17 protein-coding genes and 1 tRNA gene are annotated in these 16,940 nt (G+C 66.2%); 11 read left to right on the top strand and 7 right to left on the bottom strand.

Annotated features, from left to right (window positions below):
• The first annotated feature begins 23 nt into the window (after window positions 1–23).
• From HNP51_RS16465 to HNP51_RS16455, 3 genes are all read left to right on the top strand, one after another.
• Window positions 24–755 (top strand): hypothetical protein, encoded by a 732-nt coding sequence (locus HNP51_RS16465; RefSeq protein ID WP_184272564.1) that lies wholly within the window; start codon window positions 24–26, stop codon window positions 753–755.
• Window positions 756–865: 110 nt separating this feature from the next.
• Window positions 866–2,011, top strand: coding sequence for an efflux RND transporter periplasmic adaptor subunit (locus tag HNP51_RS16460; protein ID WP_184272567.1), 1,146 nt, complete (start codon window positions 866–868; stop codon window positions 2,009–2,011).
• Complete coding sequence (locus tag HNP51_RS16455) at window positions 2,011–5,244, top strand: efflux RND transporter permease subunit (protein ID WP_221415971.1); 3,234 nt, start codon at window positions 2,011–2,013, stop codon at window positions 5,242–5,244. Before HNP51_RS16460 ends, HNP51_RS16455 begins: the two co-directional genes overlap by 1 nt.
• 19 nt (window positions 5,245–5,263) lie before the next feature.
• On the opposite strand, the gene HNP51_RS16450 is transcribed toward HNP51_RS16455, so the two are convergent.
• Entirely contained in the window at window positions 5,264–5,797 is a 534-nt protein-coding gene (locus tag HNP51_RS16450; protein WP_184272572.1) for a cytochrome c family protein, read from the bottom strand.
• 148 nt (window positions 5,798–5,945) lie between these two features.
• Here HNP51_RS16450 and HNP51_RS16445 point away from each other — a divergent pair, with 148 nt between their 5' ends.
• Together HNP51_RS16445 and HNP51_RS16440 are read left to right on the top strand one after the other, a co-directional pair.
• The gene (locus HNP51_RS16445) at window positions 5,946–6,218 is read left to right on the top strand and encodes a FeoA family protein (protein ID WP_184272575.1); all 273 of its coding nucleotides are present in this window, start codon (window positions 5,946–5,948) and stop codon (window positions 6,216–6,218) included.
• On the top strand, window positions 6,218–8,089 hold the full coding sequence (locus HNP51_RS16440; RefSeq protein WP_184272578.1) for a ferrous iron transporter B: 1,872 nt from the start codon (window positions 6,218–6,220) through the stop codon (window positions 8,087–8,089). Before HNP51_RS16445 ends, HNP51_RS16440 begins: the two co-directional genes overlap by 1 nt.
• A gap of 175 nt (window positions 8,090–8,264) precedes the next feature.
• Here HNP51_RS16440 and HNP51_RS16435 read toward each other — a convergent pair whose 3' ends face one another.
• Together HNP51_RS16435 and HNP51_RS16430 are read right to left on the bottom strand one after the other, a co-directional pair.
• Window positions 8,265–8,891, bottom strand: a complete 627-nt coding sequence (locus tag HNP51_RS16435) for a TetR/AcrR family transcriptional regulator (RefSeq protein ID WP_184272581.1) — start codon at window positions 8,889–8,891, stop codon at window positions 8,265–8,267.
• A gap of 22 nt (window positions 8,892–8,913) precedes the next feature.
• Window positions 8,914–8,989, bottom strand: a tRNA-Thr gene (locus HNP51_RS16430).
• A 51-nt stretch (window positions 8,990–9,040) separates the two neighbouring features.
• On the opposite strand from HNP51_RS16430, the gene HNP51_RS16425 reads away from it, so the two are divergent.
• Window positions 9,041–9,391 (top strand): DMT family protein, encoded by a 351-nt coding sequence (locus HNP51_RS16425; RefSeq protein ID WP_105564781.1) that lies wholly within the window; start codon window positions 9,041–9,043, stop codon window positions 9,389–9,391.
• On the opposite strand, the gene HNP51_RS16420 is transcribed toward HNP51_RS16425, so the two are convergent.
• Entirely contained in the window at window positions 9,392–9,829 is a 438-nt protein-coding gene (locus HNP51_RS16420; RefSeq protein ID WP_184272584.1) for an HIT family protein, read from the bottom strand.
• A gap of 116 nt (window positions 9,830–9,945) precedes the next feature.
• Here HNP51_RS16420 and HNP51_RS16415 point away from each other — a divergent pair, with 116 nt between their 5' ends.
• Together HNP51_RS16415 and HNP51_RS16410 are read left to right on the top strand one after the other, a co-directional pair.
• Window positions 9,946–10,305: a phage holin family protein gene (locus HNP51_RS16415; RefSeq protein ID WP_184272587.1), complete on the top strand. Its 360-nt coding sequence runs from the start codon at window positions 9,946–9,948 to the stop codon at window positions 10,303–10,305.
• Window positions 10,306–10,373: 68 nt separating this feature from the next.
• Window positions 10,374–10,943 (top strand): DUF2239 family protein, encoded by a 570-nt coding sequence (locus HNP51_RS16410; protein WP_184272590.1) that lies wholly within the window; start codon window positions 10,374–10,376, stop codon window positions 10,941–10,943.
• Between the two features lie 5 nt (window positions 10,944–10,948).
• On the opposite strand, the gene HNP51_RS16405 is transcribed toward HNP51_RS16410, so the two are convergent.
• The gene (locus tag HNP51_RS16405) at window positions 10,949–12,400 is read right to left on the bottom strand and encodes a D-alanyl-D-alanine carboxypeptidase (protein WP_184272593.1); all 1,452 of its coding nucleotides are present in this window, start codon (window positions 12,398–12,400) and stop codon (window positions 10,949–10,951) included.
• Window positions 12,401–12,665: 265 nt separating this feature from the next.
• Here HNP51_RS16405 and HNP51_RS16400 point away from each other — a divergent pair, with 265 nt between their 5' ends.
• Window positions 12,666–13,136 carry a phasin family protein gene (locus HNP51_RS16400; RefSeq protein WP_184272596.1) on the top strand — a complete coding sequence of 157 codons (471 nt, stop codon included), beginning with the start codon at window positions 12,666–12,668 and terminating at the stop codon, window positions 13,134–13,136.
• Between the two features lie 64 nt (window positions 13,137–13,200).
• On the opposite strand, the gene HNP51_RS16395 is transcribed toward HNP51_RS16400, so the two are convergent.
• Window positions 13,201–13,743, bottom strand: coding sequence for a nuclear transport factor 2 family protein (locus HNP51_RS16395; RefSeq protein WP_260398550.1), 543 nt, complete (start codon window positions 13,741–13,743; stop codon window positions 13,201–13,203).
• A 140-nt stretch (window positions 13,744–13,883) separates the two neighbouring features.
• On the opposite strand from HNP51_RS16395, the gene clpS reads away from it, so the two are divergent.
• Complete coding sequence (clpS, locus tag HNP51_RS16390; protein WP_105564763.1) at window positions 13,884–14,213, top strand: ATP-dependent Clp protease adapter ClpS; 330 nt, start codon at window positions 13,884–13,886, stop codon at window positions 14,211–14,213.
• 13 nt (window positions 14,214–14,226) lie between these two features.
• A complete protein-coding gene (gene clpA / locus HNP51_RS16385) occupies window positions 14,227–16,527 on the top strand; it encodes an ATP-dependent Clp protease ATP-binding subunit ClpA (protein WP_184272598.1) in 2,301 nt (766 codons plus the stop codon).
• A gap of 71 nt (window positions 16,528–16,598) precedes the next feature.
• On the opposite strand, the gene HNP51_RS16380 is transcribed toward clpA, so the two are convergent.
• Complete coding sequence (locus HNP51_RS16380) at window positions 16,599–16,904, bottom strand: CsbD family protein (RefSeq protein WP_178826095.1); 306 nt, start codon at window positions 16,902–16,904, stop codon at window positions 16,599–16,601.
• Window positions 16,905–16,940 lie beyond the last annotated feature (36 nt).

Raw genomic sequence — 16,940 nt, 5'->3', positions numbered from 1 at the left:
GGCTGCTGATCGGACTGGGTGTGATGGCGGCGACGTCGGCCACCGCGGGGGCCTGGAACTTGCCGAAAGGGCAGGGGCAGGCGATCGTCAAGTATGAGGACATGCGCGCTGACCAAGGGTTCGGCGATGGCAAGCGGGTGGACCTGCCGGCTGAGCGACGCGATCAGTCCGCGTCTCTATTCGCGGAATATGGCCTGACCGACCGATGGACACTGCAGCTCAAGGGCGAGTGGCAAAAGGGGCGCGACGCCTTCGTCGATTTTGAAGGGCGCGGTCCCATCGAAGTGGGCATGCGTTGGCAGGCCTATCGCGACAATCATAACGCGGCGGCGATCTATGTCGGTTACGCTCAGGGCGGCGAGGGGCGCAATGCGGGCTATGCGTCGCCCGGCGCGGGCGATAGCGACTGGGAGGCCCGTGCGATGTTCGGCCACTCTCTTGAGGGCGGGGGCTGGACGCCGCAACGCACCTTCATTGAGGCGCAGGTCGCGCGCCGCTGGCGGCAGGGTCTGCCCGACGAGGTGAGGATCGACGCCACCATCGGGGCGCATCTGAATGATGACTGGATGCTGTTGGCGCAGGCCTATGGCGGCGCGGCCGACGGCGACAGCAGTCCGCTCTGGGTGTCGGTCGAGGCCTCGGCGGTTCGGCGTATTGGCGACTGGAGCGTGCAGGCGGGCTGGCGGCAAACGGTCGCGGGTCATGAAACAGCCGTGTCGCGAGGGCCGATCATCGGCGTCTGGCGACGTTTTTGAGGCCGTCTTCCGCGACGGAAATCGAACACCCCAACGTTACAGATACTTTATTTGCGTAACGGCCATGACCCGCTAAGCGGGACCGCTTGTTGTCGGGGAGACTGCGTCGCGTGTTCAAACGCCATTTTTTCATCATCGCGGCGGCGTGTCTGGTGGGGCTTATGGTCCTGGCGGCGGTCCTGAAGATCACCCTGGCCGACGACAGCAAGGGCGGCGCAGGCGGACCTGGACGTGGCGGTTCCGGCGGCGGTCGTGGTCAGGCGGTGGCGGAGGCGGTCGTCGCTCCGCGTGAGTTTGCCGACCAGATCCGGGTTCTCGGCGTGGCGCGCAGCAAGCGCTCGGTCAACATCACCTCGAACACGACGCAGTTGATCACCCGCGTCCTGTTCACCGACGGCCAGCGGGTCGCGGCGGGAACGCCGCTGGTCGAGCTGCAGGCGCGTGAAGAGGACGCTGACCTGATCCAGGCGCGCGCTCAATTGACGCAGGCGCAGCGCGAGTATGATCGCTTCAAGATTCTGGCCGAACGAGGCGTCGCGCCTCGCGTGACCGCCGAGACCGCCGAGACGGCCTTGCAATCGGCCCGCGCCGCCGTGGCCGCCGCAGAAGCCCGTCGCGGCGACCGCGTCATCCGCGCGCCCTTCGACGGCGTTTTGGGCCTGACGACGGTGACGCCGGGCACGCTGATCTCGCCGGGGTCGGTCATCACCACCCTGGACGACACCAGCGCTATTCGCGTCGATTTCCCCATGCCGGAACGCTATCTGGGTACGCTTCAGGTCGGCACGCCGCTGGTCGCCTCGGCTGACGCCTACGCGGGCGAGACCTTCTCGGGGCGCATTGCTCTTCTGGACACACGGGTCAACGAACAGACCCGCGCCGTCATCGCCCGCGCCGAGTTCGCCAATCCGGGCGGTCGCATCCGTCCCGGCATGATGATGCGCGTCGCCGTGCAGCAAGGTCGGCGTCAGAGCCTGGCCGTGCCCGAGGCGGCGGTTCAATATGAAGGCCAAGGTGCCTTCGTTTATCGTATCGCGCGCGGCGAAAACGGCACGACGGCTCAGCGCGTCGAAATCCAGGCCGGCGCCGTCGAGGGCGGCTATGTCGAAGTCCTGTCGGGACTGGACAGCAATGATCGGGTCGTGGCCTCGGGCCTGAACCGCATTCAGCCGGGCGCGCCCGTCCGCGTCGGCGCCGCCACTGACAAAGGCGGCCAGAAGGCCGGGACGCAGACCGCCGAGGCGGCCCGCAAATGATGCTGTCTGATCTTTCGGTTCGGCGCCCCGTCTTTGCGGCGGTGGCGGCCATCGTCCTGTGCGTCATCGGGCTGGCGGCCTTCTTCTTCCTGCCGGTGCGGGAACTGCCGGACGTCGATCCGCCGGTCGTGTCGGTCAGCACCAGCTACGCCGGGGCGTCGGCCGAGGTCATCGAGAGTCGGATCACTGAGCCGATCGAGCAGCAGATCGCCGGCATCCAGGGCGTCGAGCGCATCAACTCGTCCAGCCGCGACGGCCGTTCCAATGTGAACATCGAGTTCTCGCTGGACCGCAATATCGACGACGCCGCCAACGATGTGCGCGACCGCATCTCGCGTGTGGTCGGGCGTCTGCCGGATCAGGCGGACCCGCCGGAAGTGGCCAAGGCCGATTCCGACAGCCAGCCGATCATGGTCATGTTCCTGCGCTCCACGACGATGAACCGTCTGGAGCTGACCGACTACGCCGACCGCTATCTGGTGGACCGTTTCGCCACTGTGCCGGGGGTGGCCCAGGTGCAGATCTATGGCGAGCAGCGCTACGCCATGCGCATCTGGCTGGACGCCGCCGCCATGGCCGCGCGCGGCCTGACGGTCAGCGACGTCGAAACCGCCCTGACCAACCAGAACGTCGAGCTGCCCGCCGGTTCGCTGGAATCGACGCAGAAGGACTACACCGTCCGCGTCGCCCGCACCTATGCGCGGCCCGCCGACTTCGCCCAACTGCCGATCGGCACGCGGGGTTCGGCCTCGACCGCCACGGGAGCTCAGGCGTCTGGCACCCTGGCCGGGGCGACGACCGCCATGACCAACGGCGTCACCGGCGCCCTGTTGGGCAACGCCGCCTATGTCACGCGTCTGGGCGACATCGCCCGTGTTGAGGAAGCGCCGTCCGAAGCGCGTCGAATGTTCCGGGGCAATGGTCTGGATCAGATCGGCCTGGCCGTCACGCGTCAGGCTCAGTCGAACGACCTGGCCATTTCCGATGGCGTGCGCGCCCTGATGGCGCAGGTGCAGCCGACCCTGCCGCCCGGCACGACGCTGGAGATCGGTTCGGACAACTCGGTCTTCACCTCTCACGCCATCGACGAGGTCTGGATCACCATCGGCATTTCGATGGCGCTGGTGGCCCTGGTTAACTTCATCTTCCTGGGCAGTCTGCGCGCCGCGATCATCCCGTCCGTGGTGGCCCCCATCTGTCTGCTGGCGACCTTCATCGTCCTGGCGCCGCTCGGGTTCTCTCTGAACCTGCTGACTCTGTTGGCCCTGGTTCTGGCCATCGGCCTGGTGGTCGATGACGCCATCGTCGTGGTCGAGAATATTCAGCGTCGCCTAGACCTGGGCGAACCGCCGCTGGTCGCGGCCGAGCGAGGGGCGCGTCAGGTCTTCTTCGCCGTCGTGGCGACGACCGTGGTGCTGCTGTCGGTGTTTGCGCCGCTGCTGTTCCTGCCAGGCTATGTCGGTCGTCTGTTTGTCGAACTGGCGGCGGCCATCGCCGCAGCCGTGGCCTTCTCGGCCTTCCTGGCGCTGAGCCTGTCGCCCATGCTGGCGTCCAAGATCCTGAAGCCCGCACACACCGGCGGCTGGCTGGCGCGTCGGGTCGACCGAGCCATGGACGCGCTGAAGACCTCTTACGCCAACTCGCTGAACGCTCTTCTGGGGCGTCGTGCCGCCGTGGGCGGCGTTGTCGGCCTGATCGTTCTGGTGGCGGCCGGAGCAGGGGGCATCTTCCTGACCCTGCCTAATGAACTGGTGCCGCCCGAGGACCGGGGCCGCGTTGGCATCCGCGTGCAGGGGCCGGAAGGCGCCGGCTATGACTACACCCGCAAGATCATGCTGGGGCTGGAGCCGATCCTGGCCGAGTACAAGGAAAACGGCGAGGTCGATTCCTATCTGGTTTCGGCGCCCGGATTCGGCGGCGGCAGCTACAACTCCGGCAACGCCAGCCTGACGCTGAAGGACTGGTCCGAGCGCAAACGCTCGGCCGATGAAATCGCGCAGGAGCTGAACGGCAAACTGCGTGGCCAGACCGACGCCCAGGTCAACGCCTCGACCCCCGGCGCCTTCCAGCGCGGCGGCGGCAACTCGAACTCGATCGAGATGATCGTCACGGGCTCCGAATATGGCCCGATCTATGACTGGCTGCAGCCCATCCTGGCGGCGGCGCAGGAGAACCCCGGCTTCTCGCGTCCGCGCCTGAACTATGAGCCGAACGCGCCGCGCCTGCTGGTCGATGTCGATCCGCAGAAGGCGGCGGCTCTGGGCGTGTCGTCGCAGCAGATCGGCCGGACCCTGGAGACCATGTTCGGGTCGCGTCGGGCCACCACCTACATCAAGGGCGGTCAGGAATACGACGTCATCCTGCAGACCGAGCGCGACAACCGTCGCGAGGTCGCCGATCTTGAGGCCCTCTATGTCTCGACCGGGGCCGGGCAGCTGGTGCCGCTGTCGGCGGTGGTCACGACCCAGACCTCGGGCGATACGCCTGATCGTCGCCGTCTGGATCGCCAGCGGGCCATCTCGCTGCAGGCCGACCTCAATCCCGGCATGACCATCGACGACGCCATCACCTTCCTGAACGCGGAGGTCGCCAAGCAGCCGCAAGGTCTGGCGACGATCCGTTGGGGCGGGGCGGCGCGCGATCAGCAGGAGGCGGGCAGCGCCGTGGGCTGGGCCTTCGCCCTGGCCCTGCTGCTGGTCTTCCTGGTGCTGGCGGCCCAGTTCGAGAGCTGGATTACGCCGGCGGTCATCATGCTGACCGTGCCCCTGGCGGCGGCGGGCGGGCTGTTCGGCCTGTTGATGGCGGGCTCCAGCCTGAACATCTACAGCCAGATCGGCCTGATCATCCTGATCGGGGTGGCGGCGAAGAACGGTATCCTGATCGTCGAGTTCGCCAACCAGCTGCGCGATCAGGGCCGGTCGATCCGCGAGGCCATCATCGAGTCATCGGCGCTGCGTCTGCGTCCGATCATCATGACCTCGATCGCGACGGCCTTCGGCGCCCTGCCGTTGGTGCTGTGGCAAGGCGCGGGCGCGGGCAGCCGTCAGACCATCGGCGTGGTGATCTTTTCGGGGGCCATGTTCGCCACGGTCCTTACCCTGTTCGTGGTGCCGGTGATCTATGGCGTGCTGGCGCGCTTCACCCGGTCGCCGGACTATACGGCGCGCAAGATCGAGGAATGGGAGGCCCAGGAGATCGCCGAGGGCAAGACCCCGGACATGAGTCCGGGGTAAGGCGCTTAAGGCTAACCGATCAGGAAGCGGGGGCCGTCGCGATTGCGGCGGCCTTCGCCGTTTCAGGGGCATAGCCCGTCTCCACCTTCAGGAAGGCGATGACGTCGCGGCGGTCCGTGGCGTCGCGCAGGCCGGCGAAGGTCATCTTGTTGCCGGGCAGGAAGGTCTTGGGGTTCTCTAGCCAGTGATCCAGCTTTTCGGCGTCCCATGTGAAGCCCGCCGTGCGCAGGGCGTGTGAGTAGCTGTACTTGTCCAGAGCTCCGGCCTGCCGTCCGAAGACGCCGTAGAGGTTCGGGCCCGCCATGTTCGGGCCGCCCGGGGTGATGGTGTGGCAGGATCGGCAGCGGGCGAAGGCGCGGCGGCCGTTCTCCAGATCGCCGGCGTTGTAGGGGGCGGGCAGGGCGGCCAGCACCGCGACCTTCTCAGCCTCGGTCAGGGCGGGCGGCGGCGGGGCCTTGGGTGTTGCATCGGCGGCGGGCGCTGAGTTTTCGCCACAAGCGGCAAGGCTCAACGAAGCGGCAAGGGCGGAGGCGAGGATCAGGGCGGTACGCATGACGAACTCCATAGGCCAGACGCTCTTGATAGCCGATGGGCGTTTAGTCGCAACGGCGGCGGTTATCGTCACTGGACGCGAACGGTTCGCAGCTGATAATCACTGTCAACTTCAGTGAGCGGCGCCGGGCGCCGTCGTAATGAGCGCCATGACCGACACCATCAAACTCAGCCAGGCCCGCCGCGGCGATCGCGGCGTCATCGTTCAGGTTGGCACGCACTGCCACCATCAGAACCATGAGGTCGAACTGGAGCGCCGCCTGCTGGAGCTGGGCTTTGTCGAGGGCGCGCATGTCGAACTGCTGCACGAGGGTCTGTTCGGTCGCGACCCCATCGCCATCAAGGTGGACGACATGCGCGTCGCCCTGCGTCGGCACGAGGCGGCCAGTCTGATCATTCGTCTTGAAGAGGGAGCCCTCTGATGGACATGGCCGTTCGCACCGCCCGAATCGCATTGGTCGGCAATCCCAACAGCGGCAAGACCGCTCTATTCAACGCCCTGACCGGCGCCCATCAGAAGGTCGCCAACTACGCCGGCGTGACCGTCGAGCGTAAGGAAGGCCGCATCCACGCCGCCGACGGCCGCACCCTGTCGGTGCTGGACCTGCCGGGCACCTATTCCCTGCGCGCCCGCAGTCTGGACGAGGAAGTCACACGCGACGCCGTTCTGGGCGCTCTGCCGGGCGAGACGCCGCCGGATGTGGTCGTCTGCGTCGCCGACGCCACCAACCTGCGGCTGGTCCTGCGTCTCGCGCTGGAGCTGAAGCAGGTCGGACGACCGATGGTGCTGGCGCTGAATATGTACGACATCGCCCAGCGCCAGGGTCTGCGCATCGATCTTGAAAGGCTGTCAGCCGAGATCGGCGCGCCGGTGGTCACGACCGTGGCGACGCGCAAGCGCGGCATCGCCGAACTGGTCGCCGCCGCCCAGACCCAGGCTGACCTGGCGGTTGGCGAGACCCACAGCGAATGGCATGCGCCGTCCGCCACAGAAATTCGCGCCGCCCATCGCGAGGCCGAGCGCATCATGAAGGCCTGCGTTCGCGCGCCCGAGCGGCCCGACACGCTGACCGGCAAGATCGACAGCGTCCTGCTGCACCCGCTGGCGGGTCTGGCGATCCTGCTGGGCGTCCTGTTCGTCATGTTCCAGGCGGTCTTCACCTGGGCCACGCCCGCGATGGACGGCATCGAGGCCCTGTTCGCCCTGGTCGGCGGCTGGGTCGCGGCGGTAGTGCCCGACGGTCTGCTGCAAAGCCTGATTGTCGACGGTCTGATCGGCGGGGTGGGCAGCGTTCTGGTCTTCCTGCCGCAGATCCTGATCATCTTCTTCTTCATCATCGTGCTGGAAGATTTCGGCTACATGGCCCGCGCGGCCTTCCTGATGGACAAGATCATGGGGGGGGCCGGGCTGCATGGCCGCGCCTTCATTCCGCTGTTGTCCAGCTTCGCCTGCGCCATTCCCGGCATCATGGCGACGCGGGTGATCGAGGCGAAACGCGATCGGCTGACCACCATTCTGATCGCGCCGCTGATGACCTGTTCGGCGCGCATCCCCGTCTATGTCCTGATCATCGCCGCCTTCATTCCCAATGAGACGGTCTGGGGCTTCGTCAGCCTGCAGGGCCTGGTCATGTTCGGCCTCTACGCCGCCGGCATCATCAGCGCGCTTCTGGTCTCGGTGGTCATCCGCAAGGTCTTCTGGCGCGGCGCGGTCGAGCCCTTCATGATGGAGTTGCCCGCCTACAAGATGCCCGACATCAAGAGCGTGCTGTTCAATCTGTGGCTTCGCGCCAAGATCTTCATGCGTCGGGCGGGCAAGATCATCCTGCCCTTGATGATCATCGTCTGGGCGCTGTCGACCTTCCCCTATCCGCCGGAAGGCGCGACGGGACCGGCCATCGACTATTCCTTCGCCGGCATGATCGGCAAGACGCTGGAGCCCATCTTCGCCCCCATCGGCTTCAGCTGGCAGATGGTGGTGGCCCTGGTGCCCGGCATGGCGGCGCGCGAAGTCGCCGTGGCGGTTCTGGGGACGGTTTACGCGGTCGCCGGCGCCGAAGAGAACGTCGGCGCCCTGGCCTCGGTGCTGTCGGCGGACTGGTCGCTGGCCACGGGTCTGGCCTTCCTGGCCTGGTATGTCTTTGCGCCGCAGTGTCTGCCGACCATCGGCGTCGTGCGCCGCGAGACCGGCTCGATGAAGTGGACCCTGATCATGGTCGGCTACATGTTCGGCCTGGCCTATCTGGGCGCCTTCATCGTCTATCACACGGCGGTGGCGCTGGGCGGGGGGTAGCCACCCCTGACTCCGCTCATCCCGGCGAAGGCCGGGATCCAGATTGTATGGCGCGTCTGATAGTTCCGAAGGCGCAATCCCGCCCTTCAAAGCCAGCCGCCTCGCTATTTGATCTGGATCCCGGCCTTCGCCGGGATGAGCGAGTAGGGTGTGGGGGGCAGGGCGAGGAAGCGGGCTATCTTCCCGTCGTGAGTTTCACGACGATATGGGCGGTCGTGTCGACGATGGCCTCGGCGGTGTCGGCGCGGCGCATCAGGGCGAAGCCGGCGGCGACGGATTCCACCAGATTGGCGGTTTCGTACGAAGTCAGGCGCGGGCTGAGGCCCTGGGGATGATAGCCATTGGCCTTGGCCTGGGCGATGCGGCGTTCCAGCGCCAGGTGAAGGCGGCGCATCCGCTTGATGCGGCTCTCGGCGAAGTCCGGCTCGCCCTTGTCGGCCAGCATGTGCTCGACCCGAAGCACGGGGCCATGGTCGCCCCATAGGGCCAGAACTTCCAGCACATAGGCGCGCACGGCGTCAAAGGCGCGGTCGCCCGTCCAGTCGGCGTGGATATGCTTGGCCAGGCGCTGGAAATCGCCGCCGGCTTCCTCACAGAGGACCAGAAGGCCTTCTTCGACGGACTTGAAATAGGTGTAGAAGGTCGGCGCAGACACGCCGGCCGCCAGCGCGACATCGGCGGCGCGGATTTCGCCCAGATGCTTGTGGTTCAGCAATTCCCGCAGGGCGTCGAGGATGGCGCGACGGGTGCGGGCGCCGCGCGTCCCGATCTTGTGGCCCAGCTTGTTGGTCGTCTCTGACATGGGAGGAGGCGGCCGAAGAGGATGGTGCCGGCTGCAGGAATCGAACCCGCGACATCCAGTTTACAAAACTGGCGCTCTACCAACTGAGCTAAGCCGGCCGTTGGCGCCTTATGCTGGTGGAATCGTCAGGACGCAAGCACAGTCCGCGCATGCCGATGACGCCCTATCTCACACCGATCCTTTTGCTGGCCCTGTCCAATGTCTTCATGACCTTCGCCTGGTACGGGCATTTGAAATTCGGGGCCAAGCCGCTGTGGATCGTGGTGATCCTGAGCTGGGGTATCGCCTTCTTCGAATACTGCCTGGCCGTGCCCGCCAACCGCATCGGCCATCAGGTCTATTCGGCGGCCGAGCTGAAGACCATGCAGGAGGTGATCACCCTGCTGGTCTTCGCCGTCTTCTCGGTGCTCTACCTCGGCGAGAAGCTGACCCTGAACCATCTGGTCGGCTTTTCGCTGATCGCGGGCGGGGCCTTCTTCATCTTCAAAGGCCCGCTGTAGTCAGTCCAGTTCGGCGGCGATCCGGGCGGCCAGGGCCTGGAGCTGTTCGGCATCGGCCATGGGGGCGTGGCCGTGACCCTTCATCTGACGGTCGGCCCAGCGCGGGATGATGTGGAAATGCAGGTGGAAGACGGTCTGGCCGCCCGCCTCGCCGTTGAACTGCATCAGGCTGAGACCCTCAGGTTTCAGCGCCTTTTCCACCGCGCGGGCGGTGCGCTGGACGGCGGCGGTCAGCTTGGTCAGCGCCTCCGGCTCGATCTCGAGCAGATTGCGCGCCTGCGAGGTCTTGGACACCACCAGGACATGACCCTCGGACTGGGGAAAGACGTCCATGAAGGCCAGGACGTCGTCATCCTCCCACACCTTCACGCTGGGGATCTCGCCGCGCAGGATCTTGGCGAAGATGTTGTCGGGATCGTAGGCGCCGTGAAGGCTCATGGGAGGCTCCGTCAGTGGTGGTCGCCCAAGGCTAGCAGGGCAGGGCGGTTTTCGCACGGGAGCCGAATGCGATCTGGCGCGCTACATGGTCAAGGTTCAAGCAGAAAGAGGCTGTCATGATAGGTTTCATCGTTCAGGCCGTCATCACCGCCCTGGGGCTGTGGCTGGCGGCCGAGGTCGTGCCGGGGGTGGACTTCACCTCGACCGGGGCGCTGGTGGCGGCGGCGGTTATTCTGGGTCTGGTGAACGCCATTGTTAGGCCGATCATGATCCTGTTGACCCTGCCGCTGACCATTGTGACCTTCGGTCTGTTTCTGCTGGTGGTGAACGCCGCGATGATCGGGCTGACGGCCTGGTTCCTGGATGGATTTGTCGTCAACGGCCTGTGGGCCGGGATCGGCGCCGCCATCGTGACCGGCGTGGTCAGCTGGATAGCGGGGTCGGTCTTCGGCAGCGGGAGCCGCGAGCGGGCTTAATAGATCCGGGTAATATTGACGCCCCTATTTCATCCGGGTAAATCGTCGGTTCCTTGAAGGATCTGACGATGAACACCGCTGTCTGTACCGCCTTTGCCGGAGGCCGACTGATCGCTACCGGCGCGCCTGCCATGGTGGCCCACGCCGTCAAGGCCGCGCACGATGCGGGCGAGGCGGTGCTGGTGTTCGACGACGCTGACGGCCGTCCGGTCGAGTTTGATCTGCGCGGCGATCTGGAGGCGGTTCTCGGGCGTTTAGCGCCGTCAGCGCCGGTCGAGAAGCGAGGGCCAGGGCGGCCAAAGCTGGGCGTGACGGCGCGCGAAGTGACCTTGCTGCCGCGTCACTGGGACTGGCTGGCGGCCCAGCCGGGCGGAGCGTCGGTGGCGCTGAGGAAGCTGGTGGAAAACGCCCTGCGCGGGGCTGAAGGGCCGGATCGCGTGCGCGCCAGCCGCGAGGCCGCCTATCGCTTCATGACAGCCATGGCGGGCGACCAGCCCGGCTATGAGGAGGCGACGCGGATGCTGTTCGCCGGCGACTGGACCGCCTTCGGTGCGGCGATCCAGTCCTGGCCAGTGGACGTGCGCAACTATGCGGCCCGCTTGGCCGAAGGCGGCTGGAACAACGGCCGGGGTAGCTAGGCCCTTTAGCTGGGGCGGATGACCATGCAGGTGACGCGGCGTTCGCCCAGGGTCTCGCAGGCGGCTTCGGCGGCGGCCTGGGTCATGCCGGTGAAGCGCGAGCGGTACCAGCCGTCGGCATTCTGAACGTCGCGCTGCGCCTCGGTGAACTGGGTGCGGAAGCGACGGCTGACATCGTTTAGCCAGGTCCGGGCCACGGCTTCATCACGGAAGGCGCCGACCTGAACTGTCCAGCGACCAGCGGACGTGCGGGAGGCTTCGCGAGCCGGGGCGCGTGCGGGCGTGGCGGCGGAAGAGGCGCGACGCGTGGTCGTCCCTGCGCCGCCGTTGAGCGAGGCCGTGAGGTTTTCGGGCGTGCGCGGAGCTTCCGCGCGCTGGACCGGCGCAGCGGCGCGAGGCGTCGCCGCGGCTGCACGAGCCGACGGCGGCGGCGTCACCTGGGTCGGCAGGTTGGCGGGCGGCGGGCCGGCGACGTAGGCCACGGCGGTCGCGCTGGCGCCTTCGCCGTCTTCGCTTGAGGCAGAGGCGTATTCAACCGGCGGGTTGGGATCGGCGCTGACGCCGTAGCCGCGCTGCTCGAAGAAGGCCTGGGCCACCTGGATGCGCTCGCCCTGGCCGCGGCGGCGCTGGACTTCGAAGCCGGTGTCCATCAGTTCGGCGACGTGGGCGTTGCGGCTGGCGGTCGAGCGGCCGCCCATGACGATGGTGATGATCCGCTTGCCGTCGCGCACCGAGGAGGCGGCGAGGTTGTAGCCTGAGGCGTTGGTGAAGCCGGTCTTGATGCCGTCATAGCCGCGGTTGGTCGCCAGCAGGCCGTTGGTGTTCCGGTAGTCGCGACCGTTGTAGTACCAGTCGTGCAGGCCGAGGTAGCGATAGTACTGCGGGAAGTCGCGCATCACCGCCCGGCTCAGGATCGACAGGTCGCGGGCGGTGGTCGCCTGGCGCGTATCGGGCAGGCCGTTGGCGGTGGTGAACCGCGTATCGTCCATGCCCAGTTCCTTGGCCTTGGCCGTCATGCGGGCGGTGAACTGGGCTTCGGATCCGCCGATATGCTCGGCCAGGACCACGGCCATGTCGTTGGCGCTGCGGACCGCCGTGGCCTTCATGGCGTCGTCCAGGCTGATGGTCTGACCGGCGGCCAGGCCCAGCTTGGACGGCGGCTGCGAGGCGGCGCGCGGCGAGACCGTCAGATTGTCGGTCAGCTTGACCTTGCCGGATTCAAGCGCCTCGAAAACCAGATACAGGGTCATGACCTTGGTGATCGAAGCGGGGTAGCGGCGGGCGTCGGCGAAGCGCGAAAACAGCACCTCGCCTGAGGCGGCGTCGACCACGATGGAGGCGTAGCGCGAGTTGTCCGAGGACTGGGCGACCGGCGGCGGCGCGCCGAGAGCGGGCGTGAGAACCACGCCGCCCAGAACAAGGGCGGCCAGGAAGCGACGGCGGAATACGGCGTTCATGGTCAATCTACTAGCCTCGTCACTGTGGCGCGATGACGACCCTGATCACCGCGCGTTACAAAGGCTAACATCGGCTCTGCGGGTTTCGAGAGGGTAAACAAGCCGTCAACGGAGTTGTGATCGGCTTGGCCGTCAAGGGTGATCGGCGTTCATATGTTGCGTCGCACAATTTTCACTTGAAGTCATTTCGCACATGCACCATATGACCCCTGTCGCGATGAACGCCGTTCGTTGCGAGACCCTTTATCGCTTCAGGAGAGTCCCAATGGCTGACGCCGCCGAGACTGTTAAGAAGACCGTCGAACAGAACACCGCCAAGGCCAAGGCCCAGGCGGAGAACATTCAGGCTGCGGGCGCCAAGGCTTTCCGCGAAGGCGTGGACAAGTCCGTCGCCTCGCTGACCGAGCTGAATGCGCACGGCAAGAAGAACCTCGAAGCCGTCGTCGAGTCGGCCGCCGCCGCCCAGAAGGGCGCCGAGGCTTTGTCGCAAGAGACGCTCGCCTTCTCCAAGAAGAGCTGGGAAGACGGCGTCGCCGCCGCCCAGTCGCTGAGCCAGGCGCGTTCGGTGCAGGAACTGGTCGAACTTCAGACCTCGTGGGCCAAGTCGGCCGCCGAGGCCTATCTGGCCCAGTTCGGCAAGGCGACCGAGATCTTCACCGCCTCGGTGAAGGACAGCTTCAAGCCGATCAACGAGCGCGTCACCGCGACCGTCGAGAGCTTCCAGGCCGCCCGCTAAGCCTGACGCGTTTTAGTAGCGCACAATCAGGCCCCGGCAGAAACGCCGGGGCCTTTTTGCGTCCTCAGGGCGCAGCGTCGGATGCGGGCGCGTGGTCGATGCTGAAGGCGCGGGCCAACCGCCAGTGGCCGTCCTCCAGCCGCCAGAGCATCGAGAAGCGGGCGCGACCGACCAGGGTTTCCGGCCCGTCGCCCTGACGCTCATAGAAGAGATGACTGGCCTCCTCGACGGCGCCGACGCCGGGGATGGCGAAGACGCGCATCGAGCCGGGCACGAGTTCGCGGCGTGAGCGCCAGGCGTTGGGGGCTTCTCTCGCTTCGCAACCCTTGGCGTAGTCGGCGACGAAGACGGCCCGTGTCGCCGTCAGCCCGCCTCGGTCATGGTAGAATTCCAGATCGTCTGTCACCAGATCGGCCAGGGCCGCCGGATCGCAGCGGTCGAACATGGTGCTGAACAGAGCTGTGTCGCGCTCGGCGATGATCGGCATCAGCTTCGCCTCGTCCGGGATGACGGGCGCAGCGGCAGGGGTCTGCGCCAGAGCCAGTGCGGCGATAAGTCCAGCGATCAGGGTCATGGGGGCGTCCATCGAGGCGAGTTCGAGGCTCATTGGTGCGATCCCGGCTCGTCGATGTCCCGTGAATCTTTGGTTAGCTGGGCTGCTCACGCACCCTGTGACTGGACGCCCCTACAAATCAGGCCATCATTGCCTATCTGAACCATCGACTCTCCCCGAAGTACGGACAACGAATGCCTACGAGACGGCCAGGTGAACAAGGCGGAGGCGCAGGCGCCGCCGTCGTCACCGAAACAAAGCCGAAGCTTCAGCGGCCCTCGCTCTATCGGGTGCTGATTCTGAATGACGACTACACCCCTATGGAGTTCGTCATCTATGTGCTGGAGCGGTTCTTCCAGAAGAGCCGCGAAGACGCGACCCGCATCATGCTGCATGTGCATCAGCATGGCGTCGGGGTTTGCGGCGTCTTCACCTACGAAGTGGCCGAGACCAAGGTCGCCCAGGTGGTCGAGACGGCGCGCCGTCACCAGCATCCTCTGCAATGCACGATGGAAAAAGACTGAGAGGATCCTTCCCATGCCCTCCTTTTCTCGTCCTCTCGAAGAGACCCTGCACCGCGCGGTCAGCTATGCGAACGAGCGTCGGCACGAATACGCAACGCTGGAACACCTGCTGCTGGCCCTGATCGACGACACGGACGCGTCGGCGGTCATGACGGCCTGCAATGTGGATCTCGCGGCGCTGAAAACCGCGCTGACCCTCTACGTCGACAACGACCTGGCCGCCTTGGCCACGGCCGATGGCGACGACGCCAAGCCGACGGCGGGCTTCCAGCGCGTGATCCAGCGCGCGGTCATCCACGTCCAGTCGTCGGGCCGCGAAGAGGTGACGGGCGCCAATGTCCTGGTCGCCATCTTCTCGGAGCGTGAAAGCCACGCCGCCTACTTCCTGCAAGAGCAGGACATGACGCGCTATGACGCGGTCAACTTCATCGCCCACGGCATCGCCAAGAAGCCGGGCGCGACCGAGACCCGTCCCGCCAAGGGCTCCCCCGAGGAGGCCGAGGACGCCGCCGCCGTGAAGTCGGGCGGAGAGGCGCTGGAGGCCTATTGCGTCGACCTGAACGAGAAGGCCCGCAAGGGCAAGATCGATCCCCTGATCGGCCGCCACGCCGAGGTCGAGCGCTCGATCCAGATCCTGTGCCGCCGCACCAAGAACAATCCTCTGCTGGTCGGCGATCCCGGCGTCGGCAAGACGGCCATCGCCGAGGGCCTGGCCCGCAAGATCGTCAACGGCGAGGTGCCCGAGGTTCTGAAGGACGCCACCATCTACTCGCTCGACATGGGGGCGCTGCTGGCCGGCACCCGCTATCGCGGCGACTTCGAGGAGCGTCTGAAACAGGTCGTCAAGGAACTGGAGACGCATGAAAATGCGGTCCTCTTCATCGACGAAATTCACACGGTGATCGGCGCCGGGGCCACGTCGGGCGGGGCGATGGACGCCTCCAACCTGCTGAAGCCGGCCCTGGCCTCCGGCAGCCTGCGCTGCATGGGCTCGACCACCTACAAGGAGTATCGCCAGCACTTCGAGAAGGACCGCGCCCTTGTGCGTCGCTTCCAGAAGATCGACGTCAACGAGCCGACGGTCGAGGACACGGTGAAGATCCTCAAGGGTCTGAAGACGACCTACGAGACCCACCACAAGCTGCGCTACACCGACGCCGCCATCCGCACCGCGGTCGATCTGTCGGCCCGCTACATCACCGACCGTAAGCTGCCGGACAAGGCGATCGACGTGATCGACGAGGCGGGGGCGTCGCAGATGCTGCTGCCGGAATCCAAGCGCAAGAAGGTCATCGGCCAGAAGGAGGTCGAGGCCGTCATCGCCAAGATGGCCCGTATCCCCCCGAAATCGGTCAGCAAGTCGGACACGGAATCCCTGCGCGAGCTGGAGGCCGATCTGAAGCGGACGGTCTATGGTCAGGAACAGGCCATCGATCAGGTCTCGTCGGCGATGAAGCTGGCGCGGGCGGGTCTGCGTGATCCGAACAAGCCCATCGGCGCTTTTCTGTTCAGCGGCCCGACCGGCGTCGGCAAGACCGAGGTGGCCAAGCAACTGGCCGCCACGCTCGGCATCGAGATGCAGCGCTTTGACATGTCGGAATATATGGAGCGCCACACGGTCAGCCGCCTGATCGGCGCCCCTCCGGGCTATGTCGGGCATGACCAGGGCGGCCTGCTCACCGACGCTGTCGATCAGCACCCGCACTCGGTGGTGTTGCTGGACGAAATCGAGAAGGCCCACCCTGACGTCTACAACATCCTGTTGCAGGTGATGGACAACGGCGTCCTGACCGACGCCATCGGCAAGAAGGTCGATTTCAGGAACGTCATTCTGATCATGACCACCAACGCCGGCGCCGCCGACAACGCCCGCGCCTCCATCGGCTTTGGCCGGGGCAAGGTCGAGGGCGAGGATGACAAGGCCATTCAGCGCCTGTTCGCGCCGGAGTTCCGCAACCGCCTGGACGCCATCGTGGCCTTCAAGCCGCTGGGCGCCGAGACGATCCGTTCGGTGGTCGGCAAGTTCATGATGCAGCTGGACGCCCAACTGGCGGACCGCAACATCACCATCGAACTGACCGACGAGGCGACCGACTGGCTGGCCAAGAACGGCTTCGACGAGCTGTATGGCGCACGGCCTCTGGCCCGCGTCATTCAGGAGCACATCAAGAAGCCGCTGGCCGACGACATCCTGTTCGGACGCCTGACGCGCGGCGGACACGTCAAGGTCGAGCTGAAGGACGGCAAGATCGCCTTCGACATCACCCCGGCCAAGGGCGCGGCGGTGAAGGAAGAGGAAGAAGAAACGGCCTGACTTCGATCAGGCCAAAAGAGAAGGCCCGGGCATGACGCCCGGGCCTTTTTTGTTCGCTTTGTCTGCGGCTTTTAGCGGCGACGGCCCAGGGCGCCGAGCAGCATGGCCGCGCCGGCGATGATGCCGGTGGTCAGCAGGGGTTTGCGGCGGGCGAAGTCCAGACCCTTGCGGGCCGGGTCGCGCAGGTCGACAGGGGCCTTGTCGACCATGCCGTCGAGGCCGTCGATGACGCGGCCATAGGCGTCGAGCGCCTTGCCCTTGACCTCGTTCAGCTTGCCTTCGACCTGCAGCTTGCTGTCGCCGGTCAGGCGGCCGAGGCCGTTCTGGGCCTTGCCTTGCAGTTCAGTCGCGACGCCTTCGATACGTTGATCGGTCATGGTGATTCCTGATGTGAGGAGGAGACTCACAGGGGA

The organism is Brevundimonas bullata (assembly GCF_014207965.1).
In the GTDB taxonomy this organism is placed as follows: domain Bacteria; phylum Pseudomonadota; class Alphaproteobacteria; order Caulobacterales; family Caulobacteraceae; genus Brevundimonas; species Brevundimonas bullata_A.
The sequence above is the reverse complement of the archived record's forward strand: the minus strand, read 5'-3'. Positions and strand labels throughout refer to the sequence as shown.